The sequence below is a fragment of the Stenotrophomonas pictorum JCM 9942 genome (assembly GCF_001310775.1).
Lineage (GTDB): Bacteria > Pseudomonadota > Gammaproteobacteria > Xanthomonadales > Xanthomonadaceae > Stenotrophomonas > Stenotrophomonas pictorum.
The window spans coordinates 1-9,964 of the sequence record NZ_BAZI01000075.1; the positions used below are offsets into that span (position 1 = coordinate 1).

Sequence of the window (9,964 nt, forward strand, 5' to 3'; positions counted from 1 at the left end):
TGCCGCCGCGGCTGACCAGTCCCACGGTCGGCTTGAGTCCGACGATCCCGTTCACTGCCGCCGGACAGGGCGATGCTGCCGTCGGTTTCGGTGCCCACGGCCGCCACGGCCAGGTTGGCCGCCACCGCCACCGCGCTGCCGGCGCTGGAGCCGCAGGGATTGTGGCTCAGTGCGTAGGGGTTGCGCGTCTGGCCGCCTACCGCGCTCCAGCCGGAAGTGGAGCTGCTGGAGCGGAAGTTGGCCCATTCGCTGAGATTGGTCTTGCCCAGGATCACCGCGCCGGCCTCGCGCAGCCGCTGCACCACAAAGGCGTCCTCGTCGGGGTGGAATGAGCGCAGCGCCAATGAGCCGGCGGTGGTGGCCATTGGCGTGGCGTCGATATTGTCCTTGAGCAGGATCGGCAAGCCATGCAGGGGGCCGCGGATACGGCCGCTGCGCCGCTCGGCATCGCGCTGGGCAGCCTCGCGGCGGGCGGCGGGGTTGATCAGCAGTACCGAGCGCAGGCGTGGGCCGCTGCGGTCCAGGCTGGCGATCCGCTGCAGGTAGGCTTCGGTCAGGGTGACGCTGTCCAGCTCACCGCGGGCCATCTGCGCCTGCAGATCGTCGATGCGGGCTTCGGCATAGGCGAATGGCGCCACGGGGACGTCGGCGGGTACTGGCGTGCGTGTGCAGGCGCTGCCCAGCAGCAGGGTCAGGGCGGTCAGCAGGAAGGGCTGGGAGCGGCGCGAGGGGGTGTCCATCTGCGCAGGCTAGCCAGCCGGCAGGGGGCTTTGCAAATGCCGCGCTCAGTCGAGGTGGCGCTTGCGGATATCCCGTGCCAGCACCCAGACCACCAATACGTTGACTGCCAGCAGCAGCCACGACGCCCAGCCAGGGTGTTTGACGATGGCGTACAGATCCAGTGGCAGATACAGCGCCGCGGAGATGCAGCCCAGCCACGAGGCCCACGCATGGGCGCGCCACAGCCCCCACGCTTCCACGGCACGCAGCAGGCCATAAGCGGCCAGTACGGTGGCGGCGAGGTGGACGGTATCGGGAGTGATCTGGCCGAGCAGCGAAGAGAATGACCCGTGCTCGGGATCGCCGCCAAGGCGCAGGATCACGGTGTTGATGACGGTGCGCAGCGGGGCGGGCCCGGACACTTCCAGGCCGGCCGCGGCGAGAAAGGCCGCAAGGGCCTTTCCCGCTTCCAGCAGCGCGATGGCTGCCAGGCCCGGATGCGCATGCGGATCCGGGTTGTAGGGCGGCGTGCCGGTCAATGCAATCAGCCGGCGCGCGAGGCCTTCTTGCGGTCGCTTTCGGTCAGGAACTTCTTGCGCAGGCGGATTTCCTTCGGGGTGACTTCGACCAGCTCGTCGTCCTCGATGAAGTCCAGTGCCTGCTCCAGCGTGTACTTGATGGCCGGGGTCAGCTTGATCGCGTCATCCTTGCCCGACGCGCGCATGTTGGTCAGCGGCTTGGTCTTGATCGCGTTGACGGTCAGATCGTTGTCCTTGGAGTGGATGCCGATCAGCTGGCCTTCGTACACGTTGTCGCCTTCGGCGGCGAACAGCTTGCCGCGCTCTTCCAGCGGGCCCAGCGCGTAGGCCGGGGTGGCGCCCGGGGCGTTGGCGATCATCACGCCGTTCTGGCGCTTGGCGATGGCGCCCTGTTCCTTCGGACCGTAATGGTCGAACACGTGGAACAGCAGGCCCGAACCCTGGGTCAGGGTCTTGAACTCGTTCTGGAAGCCGATCAGGCCGCGGGCCGGAATCATGTAGTCAAGGCGCACACGGCCCTTGCCGTCGGCTTCCATGTTCTTCAGCAGGCCCTTGCGGATGCCCAGCTTCTCCATCACGCCGCCCTGGTGCTGTTCTTCGATATCGACGACCAGCTGCTCGATCGGCTCCATCATCTGGCCGTCGATTTCCTTGATGATCACTTCCGGGCGCGACACGGCCAGTTCGTAGCCTTCACGACGCATGGTTTCGATCAGCACCGACAGGTGCAGCTCGCCACGGCCGGAGACCAGGAACTTGTCCGCATCTTCCAGCTGCTCGACCTTCAGTGCCACGTTGTGCACGGTCTCGCGCTCCAGGCGCTCCTTCAGCTGGCGGCTGGTCAGGAACTTGCCGCCGGACAGGTCCTTGTTGCCGGCGAACGGCGAGTTGTTGACCTGGAAGGTCATGGAGATGGTCGGCTCGTCGACGGTCAGTGCCGGCAGCGCTTCCGGGGCATCCGGATGGCAGATGGTGTCGGAGATGGTCAGTTCCTGGATGCCGGAGATGGCGACGATGTCACCGGCCTCGGCCTCTTCGACTTCCACCCGCTCTAGGCCCATGAAGCCCAGCACCTGCAGCACCTTGCCGTTGCGCTTCTTGCCTTCGCGGTCGATCACGGTGACCGGCATGTTCTTCTTCAGCTTGCCGCGCTGGATGCGGCCGATGCCGATCACGCCGACGAAATTGTTGTAGTCCAGCTGGCTGATGCGCATCTGGAACGGGCCTTCCGGATCCACGTCCGGCACCGGCACGTACTTCATGATCGCTTCGAACAGCGGGGTCATGTCGCCCGAACGCACGGTGTCTTCCAGGCCGGCGTAGCCGTTCAGGCCCGAGGCGTAGACGATCGGGAAGTCCAGCTGCTCATTGGTGGCGCCGAGCTTGTCGAACAGGTCGAACACCTGGTCGATCACCCACTCCGGACGCGCGCCCGGGCGGTCGACCTTGTTGACCACGACGATCGGCTTGAAGCCCATCGCGAAGGCCTTCTGGGTGACGAAACGGGTCTGCGGCATCGGGCCGTCCATCGCGTCGACCAGGATCAGCACCGAGTCGACCATCGACAGCACGCGCTCCACTTCGCCGCCGAAGTCGGCGTGTCCGGGGGTGTCGACGATGTTGATGCGGTTGCCGTTCCACTTGATGGCCGTGTTCTTGGCCAGGATGGTGATGCCGCGTTCCTTTTCCTGGTCGTTGCTGTCCATCACGCGCTCGGCGAGCACCGTGCGCTCGGACAGCGTGTCGGAGTTCTTGAGCAGGCAGTCAACCAGGGTGGTCTTGCCATGGTCCACGTGAGCGACGATGGCGATGTTGCGAAGATTTTCGATAGACATGCGAAAGACGGCCAGCCGGCGCCGTGAATTGGGGAAAAGAGTTCAACATTATACCGGTATGTGGCCCCATCGCGAAAAGTACCTGTGAAATCGACCGGACCGGGGGTTCAGCTGGCATCGGCAGAGGTGAGGGCCGCAGGGGCAGCGCCGGGTGCGGGGGCGGGTGTATCCTATGGGGCTAGCGAAAATGTCTTCTCCCACAAGGATTCCCATGTCCCTGATCGCCCATTTCGACACCTCCCGCGGCCCCATCAAGGTCGAGCTGTTCGCCGACAAGGCCCCGCTGACCGTGGCCAACTTCGTCAACCTGGTCAAGCATGGCTTCTACGACGGCCTGATCTTCCACCGCGTGATCGCCGATTTCATGATCCAGGGCGGCTGCCCGGAAGGCTCCGGCCGCGGCGGCCCGGGCTACCGGTTCGAGGACGAGACCAAGAACGGCGTGCGCCATGATCGCGGCGTGCTGTCCATGGCCAATGCCGGCCCGTCGACCAACGGCAGCCAGTTCTTCATCACCCACATCAAGACCGATTGGCTCGATGGCAAGCACACCGTGTTCGGCAAGGTGCTCGAAGGCATGGATGTGGTCGACAGCGTGGCCATGGGCGACGTGATCAACAAGATCACCCTCGAGGGCGACGCCGAGGCGGTGCTGGCCGCCAAGGCCGACCGCGTGGCCGAGTGGAACAAGATCCTCGCCGCCTGATTCCTTTCGACGGCCACCCTTCATCCGGTGGCCGTTTTTGATCCGGCCGCCGTGCCCGGCACGGCGACCTGCGCAGACTCTCACCCCACACGCTTTATCAAGCAGAGGAAATCCCCCATGAAGACTCCTGTACGTGTTGCCGTCACCGGCGCCGCCGGCAATATCGGTTACGCCCTGCTGTTCCGCATCGCCTCCGGCGAAATGCTGGGCAAGGACCAGCCGGTCATCCTGCAGCTGCTGGAAATCGACAACGAAAAGGCCCAGGCCGCCCTGCAGGGCGTGGTCATGGAGCTGGAAGACTGCGCGTTCCCGTTGCTGGCCGGCGTGGTGACCACCGCCGATCCGCTGGTGGCCTTCAAGGATGTGGACGTCGCCCTGCTGGTCGGCGCGCGTCCGCGCGGTCCGGGCATGGAGCGCAAGGACCTGCTGCTGGAAAACGCCAAGATCTTCACCGTGCAGGGCAAGGCCCTGAACGCCGTCGCCAAGCGTGACGTGAAGGTGCTGGTGGTCGGCAACCCGGCCAACACCAATGCCTACATCGCCATGAAGTCGGCCCCGGACCTGAACCCGAAGAACTTCACCGCCATGCTGCGCCTGGACCACAACCGTGCGCTGAGCCAGCTGGCCGCCAAGACCGGCAAGACCGTGGACAGCTTCGAGAAGTTCACCGTGTGGGGCAATCACAGCCCGACCATGTACCCGGACTACCGCTTCGCCACCACCGGCGGCGCCAAGGTTGCCGAGCTGATCAACGACCAGGAATGGAACGCCAATACCTTCATCCCGACCGTCGGCAAGCGTGGCGCGGCGATCATCGCCGCCCGTGGCCTGTCCTCGGCCGCGTCGGCCGCCAATGCCGCCATCGACCACGTCCATGACTGGGTGCTGGGCAGCAACGGTAAGTGGGTGACCATGGGCGTGCCGTCCGACGGCTCCTACGGAATCCCGGAAGGCGTCGTGTTCGGCTTCCCGGTAACCACCGAGAACGGCGAGTACACCATCATCAAGGATCTGCCGATCGATGACTTCTCGCAGAAGTACATCGACATCACCCTGAACGAACTGGAAGAAGAGCGCGCCGGCGTTGCCGACCTGCTGTAAATCCACACGTGTGATGGTGTGACCGACGGGGAAGCTTGGGCTTCCCCGTTTTTTATTGTTTTTCCGGTTCGAAGCGACGCTGTTGCGTTGCTCGCATGTGAGTTGTCATGAGCCCTGATATCAGCGTGCATCACCTGGACGCGCAGCTGCTGGTGGCGGAAAAGCCGGCCGGGCTGTTGTCCGTGCCCGGGCGCCTGCCGGAGAGCCAGGATTGCGTGATCGCCTGGCTGCAGCAGGTGTATCCGGAGGCCCTGACCGTGCACCGGCTCGACCAGGTGACGTCCGGGCTGATGCTGTATGCGCGCGGCAAGCCGATGCAGGCGGCGCTGTCGGGACTGTTCGAGCGGCGCCAGGTCGAAAAGTGCTATGAGGCGCTGCTGGAAGGGGAGGTGGCTGGCGAGGCCGGCGAGGTGGCCCTGCCCCTGATCTGCGATTGGCCGAACCGGCCGCGGCAGATCGTCGATTTCGAGGTTGGCAAACCGGCGCTGACGCGCTGGCGGGTGATCGGGCGCGATGCCGTCGCGCAGCGTACGCGGGTGGCGCTGGAACCGGTGACCGGCCGCAGCCACCAGTTGCGGGTGCATATGGCCAGCCTCGGCCATCCGATCGTCGGCGATGTGTTCTACGGCGCGGCTCCGGCCGAGCGGGTTGCGCTGCATGCCTGCGCGCTGGCTTTCGTGCATCCCGAATCCGGACAACCGCTGCGCTTCCTGTCACCGGCGCCGTTCTGAGTTGCGGGTGCTGGCGCCGGCTCAATGCCGCCCGGCGTTTTCCGGCATCGGTTGGGTGGTGTCCAGATCGTCCAGCAGTGACCAGACCACCTGGAGACCTTCCGGGTCCCGGCTCAGGGCGAATCGGGCCGGGGCGTTGTGTACCAGGCGGCTGCCCGGGACGGGAGTGAGGTAGAGGTCACGCGCATCGATCACCGTGCGGGCAGAGCGTGCGCCCAGATCGCCGATATCGGTGATGCGGCCCCCTTCGCCGCTGAGGGCATGCTCGAACTCCACCAGGATGTCGGCGCGTGCCGGTGCCACGCCCGGGCTGGCGAGGGTGGCGCCGCGAATCAGCAGATCGGGCCACACGTCGCCGTTCTCCGGCAGCCCGGTGTACAGGGCGTGAGGCGCGCTGGCGTAGTCGCCGCTGGCGATGGCATCCAGCGCCACCAGCAGGGCGAGGAAGTTCAGTTTGCGCAGCTTCTGCTTCTGCGGATCGCCTTCGATGCCGCCGGATTCGATCAGCACGGTGCTGGTGCCCCAGTACGTCATCAGATCACCGAACGCGCGCGGGTTGAACTCGTCGTCCCAGCGGGCGATATGGCCGCCGATGCGCGGTTCCAGTGCGGCGCGGATCAGCGCCGAGACACCGATCGCGCGTCCGCGCACGTCATTGACTTCCCGCTGTTCGTTGAACGGCGGCGCGAGCAGGGCGATCGCGGTGCCACGTGCGGAGTCGCCCACGCGGTAGCCGGGACGCTGGTCATGCAGGTTGAAGCCGAAGGCCGGCTGCAGGCGATCACGGAGCATCTTCAGCGCGCGGGCTTCCGGCGAGGCCAGCGCGGCGGCATCGCGATTGATGTCGATGCCCTGCGCGTTGCGGCGCTGGAAGCGGGCCGCGCCATCAGGATTGAGGATCGGCACGACGTGCAGGCTCAGCTGCCGGCGCAGGCGATCTGCCAGCGGATGCGCCGGGGATTGGCCGAGAAAACGGAACAGATCGGCCAGCGCCATGCTGGCGGTGCTTTCATCACCATGCATCTGCGACCAGAGCAGGACGCGGGTCGGGCCGTCTCCCCAGTGCACATGGCGCAACGGGCGGCCCTCGGCGCTGTAGCCGATCGGCTCGATTTCGAAACCGGCCTCCGTCGTCAGCAGCGGGGTGGCGATTTCCCACCAGTGCTCCGCAGTGAAGATGCGCGAGGACAGACCATCGACGTGGTGGCGGGAATAGTCGGCCTCCACAACGGCCAGCCATGCCGGCGGTGGCGGCAGCTCGGCTGGTGAGCTGGCGGTTGCCGGCGCGGCGGACGCGACGTGGGGAAGCAGCATCAACATCGCGAGCATCAACGCAGGTCGGATCATGGGCACGGCAACGAACAGCGAGGCCGGCAGCGTCGGCGAGTGTGGGGCCCGGTGTCAATGGCGCTGCGCTCGTAACTGCTGGGCATATCCTGGCGCCGCTTCCGGGGCCCATCTCATCGGTCACGCCGGTGTCACGCGCACGGCGCTGGCGCGGTGACCGGTGCTCAGTGACGTCGCTTGCGAGCCGCAAGCCGTGCAAGCGGGCTGGCATTGCCGGCAACGGCAGCGCGGAAAAGACAGGGGCAGTGTGGTTGCAGGATCGGGTCATGCCGGAAAGCCGCTGTCGCCCGCGTCGGGGACGGTGCGACGGCTTTGACTGGGGCCGCACCTGCCGTGTCTGGCAGGTCTCCTACGACCAATGTCGGAAGGAGCGGGGCACGGGCGCGGACTATGCTCGGATCAAACGCGCAGGTGCCGGAGGATGTCGTGCAGTACGAGCAGATCTACCGCCGTTCCATCGAAGAACCGGAGAGCTTCTGGGCCGAAGAGGCCAAGGCGATCCATTGGCATCGCCCGCCGCAGCAGATCCTGGACTATTCCAACCCGCCGTTCCGGCGCTGGTTTGTCGGTGGGGAAACCAACCTCTGCTACAACGCGGTGGACCGGCATCTGCCCGCGCGCGGCGATCAGCTCGCACTGGTCGCCATCTCGACCGAAACCGATGTCACCCGCGAGATCACCTACCGCGAGTTGCATCGCGAGGTGAATGCCTTCGCCGCGGTGCTGCAGACGCTCGGTGTGGTTCGTGGCGACCGCGTGGTCATCTATATGCCGAACATGGCCGAGGCGGTGTTCGCGATGCTGGCCTGCGCGCGCATCGGCGCGGTGCATTCGGTGGTGTTTGGTGGTTTTGCCGCGCACAACCTGGCGCTGCGGATCGACGACGCCACGCCCAAGCTGCTGATCACCGCTGATGCCGGCATGCGCGGTGGCAAGGTCATTCCCTACAAGCCGATGGTCGATGCGGCCTGCGCCGAAGCCCAGTCACCGCCGCCGAAAGTGCTGATCGTTTCGCGCGGGCTGGATGCGGCCCAGCCGCGCATCGCCGGCCGCGATGAAGACTATGCCGCGCTTCGCGCGCAGGTCGGTGATGCGGAAGTGCCGGTGGTGTGGCTGGAATCCAACGAGCCCAGCTATCTGCTCTATACCTCCGGCACCACCGGCAAGCCGAAAGGCGTGCAGCGCGATGTCGGTGGCTACGCGGTGGCGATGGCGCAGTCCATGCGCACGGTGTTCGACTGCGCGCCGGGGCAGGTGATGTTTTCCACCTCCGATGTCGGCTGGGCGGTGGGACATTCCTACAACGTCTACGGCCCGTTGATCGGTGGCTGCACCTCACTGCTGTACGAGGGGCTGCCGACCACACCGGACGCCGGCATCTGGTGGGCGCTGTGCGAGCAGTACGGAGTGCGCACGATGTTCTCCTCCCCCACCGCGATCCGGGTGCTGAAGAAGCATGACGTGGACTTCATCGACCGTCACGACCTGTCCGAGCTGAAATACCTGTTCCTGGCCGGCGAGCCGCTGGATGAACCCACCGCGCAGTGGATCAGCGGCGCGCTGCGCAAACCGGTGATCGACAACTACTGGCAGACCGAGACCGGCTGGCCGGCCTTGACCCTGCTGCCGGGCCTGGAGATGAAACCGGTGAGGTTCGGTTCGCCCGGTTTCCCCAACCTCGGCTACCGGATGAAGATCATCGACGAGCAGAGCGGTGCCGAAGTGCCGGCCGGGCAGAAGGGCGTGCTGGTGATCCAGCCGCCGCTGCCGCCGGGCTGCATGAGCACGGTCTGGAACGACGACGAACGCTTCCTCAAGAGCTACTTCAGCCACTTCAACGAGCTGCTGTACAGCTCGCTGGACTGGGCGATCCGCGACGCGGACGGCTACACCTTCATCCTCGGCCGCACCGACGATGTGATCAATGTCGCCGGCCACCGGCTGGGCACGCGCGAGATCGAGGAGGCCATCGCCAGCCACCCGCGGGTGGCCGAGGCGGCGGTGATCGGCGTCCATGACGAGCTGAAGGGGCAGGTGCCGCTGGTGTTCGTCACCCTCAAACAGGCCGCGGCCGAGGACGAGGTGCCGCGGCTGGCAGCGGAAATGCTGCAGGCGGTGACCACCTCGCTGGGGGCGGTGGCGCGGCCGGCGCAGGTCCATATCGTCCATTCACTTCCCAAGACGCGTTCGGGTAAGCTGCTTCGGCGTTCGCTGCAGGCCCTGGCTGAACGGCGCGACCCGGGGGATCTGTCCACACTGGATGATCCGGGCGCGCTGGAGGAAATCCGTCGCGCGCTGGGGATATAGCGCCGCCGGGCCGAGGGGCCGCAACGGCAGTGATCGCAAGGGGGCGGTACGCATGCAGGTGAGGTGATCCGGGGCGGGGGCTCCGGGTTGCGCGGTGTGCGCCGTGTTTGCGATGTATGAACCGTGGGAGGGGGAATGGCATTCATCTATGCCAAGACGGCCGCTGGCCGTCGTGAGATCGAAGACCGTGGGCTGCGTCTGGCGCCGGCGTTGCGCTCGGTGCTGCTGCTGGTCGATGGCCAGCGCGATGAGCATGAACTGTCGCAGATGGCGCAGGGCCTGCGTGCACCCGGGGATGTTCTGGTGCAACTGGCGTCGCTGGAACTGATCGAAGCGGTGGGCGGCAGTGCCGAGATCAAACCGGCGCTGCCGGTGACCACGCAGCTGGGCGATGATCCGTTGCGCTACCAGCAGCTGCGCGACTGGATGGCCGAATCGGTGCGCAAGCACTTGGGGCTGAAAGGCTATCTGATCCAGTTGAAGATCGAGCGCAGCAAGACCGCGGTCGCACTGGAGCAGCTGTGGCCGGAACTGGCCGGTGCGTTGGGCAAGGCCAAGAGCCCGGCCTTTGCCACCCGCTGGCTGGAGGAAACCCGCGCGCTGGTGTTGGGCTGAGGCGGGCCTGAAACGCCCACGGCCGCCAGCGTGAGGCCGGCGGCCGTGGTTTTCAGACGGCGG

7 protein-coding genes and 2 pseudogenes are annotated in these 9,964 nt (G+C 66.2%); 5 read left to right on the forward strand and 4 right to left on the reverse strand.

All coding sequences use genetic code 11. From position 1 onward, the window contains the following. The 3 genes and pseudogenes from JCM9942_RS06055 to typA form a co-directional block, all read right to left on the reverse strand. A pseudogene (locus JCM9942_RS06055) lies at positions 1-740 on the reverse strand (amidase family protein); the annotation flags it as partial. A gap of 45 nt (positions 741-785) precedes the next feature. Further along, a complete protein-coding gene (locus JCM9942_RS06060) occupies positions 786-1,259 on the reverse strand; it encodes a DUF7144 family membrane protein (protein WP_054658415.1) in 474 nt (157 codons plus the stop codon). A gap of 5 nt (positions 1,260-1,264) precedes the next feature. After that, positions 1,265-3,094, reverse strand: coding sequence for a translational GTPase TypA (gene typA / locus JCM9942_RS06065; RefSeq protein ID WP_054658417.1), 1,830 nt, complete (start codon positions 3,092-3,094; stop codon positions 1,265-1,267). A gap of 211 nt (positions 3,095-3,305) precedes the next feature. Between typA and JCM9942_RS06070 the strand changes: the two genes are divergently transcribed. From JCM9942_RS06070 to JCM9942_RS06080, 3 genes are all read left to right on the forward strand, one after another. Then, positions 3,306-3,800 (forward strand): peptidylprolyl isomerase, encoded by a 495-nt coding sequence (locus JCM9942_RS06070; RefSeq protein WP_054658419.1) that lies wholly within the window; start codon positions 3,306-3,308, stop codon positions 3,798-3,800. 117 nt (positions 3,801-3,917) lie between these two features. Then, the gene (locus tag JCM9942_RS06075) at positions 3,918-4,901 is read left to right on the forward strand and encodes a malate dehydrogenase (protein ID WP_054658421.1); all 984 of its coding nucleotides are present in this window, start codon (positions 3,918-3,920) and stop codon (positions 4,899-4,901) included. A gap of 107 nt (positions 4,902-5,008) precedes the next feature. Beyond that, positions 5,009-5,632 (forward strand): RluA family pseudouridine synthase, encoded by a 624-nt coding sequence (locus tag JCM9942_RS06080; RefSeq protein WP_054658423.1) that lies wholly within the window; start codon positions 5,009-5,011, stop codon positions 5,630-5,632. Between the two features lie 21 nt (positions 5,633-5,653). Here JCM9942_RS06080 and JCM9942_RS06085 read toward each other — a convergent pair whose 3' ends face one another. Further along, positions 5,654-6,979 carry a M14 family zinc carboxypeptidase gene (locus JCM9942_RS06085; protein WP_083468439.1) on the reverse strand — a complete coding sequence of 442 codons (1,326 nt, stop codon included), beginning with the start codon at positions 6,977-6,979 and terminating at the stop codon, positions 5,654-5,656. A 414-nt stretch (positions 6,980-7,393) separates the two neighbouring features. Between JCM9942_RS06085 and prpE the strand changes: the two are divergent. Together prpE and JCM9942_RS06095 are read left to right on the forward strand one after the other, a co-directional pair. Further along, a pseudogene (gene prpE / locus JCM9942_RS06090) lies at positions 7,394-9,286 on the forward strand (propionate--CoA ligase); the annotation flags it as partial. A gap of 135 nt (positions 9,287-9,421) precedes the next feature. Further along, positions 9,422-9,901: a hypothetical protein gene (locus tag JCM9942_RS06095; RefSeq protein WP_054658427.1), complete on the forward strand. Its 480-nt coding sequence runs from the start codon at positions 9,422-9,424 to the stop codon at positions 9,899-9,901. Positions 9,902-9,964: the final 63 nt, after the last annotated feature.

Bases quoted from the DNA above. Each gene is read 5' to 3' on its own strand.
- typA (WP_054658417.1), bottom strand. From the start codon at position 3,094: ATGTCTATCGAAAATCTTCGCAACATCGCCATCGTCGCTCACGTGGAC.
- JCM9942_RS06070 (WP_054658419.1), top strand. From the start codon at position 3,306: ATGTCCCTGATCGCCCATTTCGACACCTCCCGCGGCCCCATCAAGGTC.
- JCM9942_RS06075 (WP_054658421.1), top strand. From the start codon at position 3,918: ATGAAGACTCCTGTACGTGTTGCCGTCACCGGCGCCGCCGGCAATATC.
- JCM9942_RS06080 (WP_054658423.1), top strand. From the start codon at position 5,009: ATGAGCCCTGATATCAGCGTGCATCACCTGGACGCGCAGCTGCTGGTG.
- JCM9942_RS06085 (WP_083468439.1), bottom strand. From the start codon at position 6,979: ATGATCCGACCTGCGTTGATGCTCGCGATGTTGATGCTGCTTCCCCAC.
- JCM9942_RS06095 (WP_054658427.1), top strand. From the start codon at position 9,422: ATGGCATTCATCTATGCCAAGACGGCCGCTGGCCGTCGTGAGATCGAA.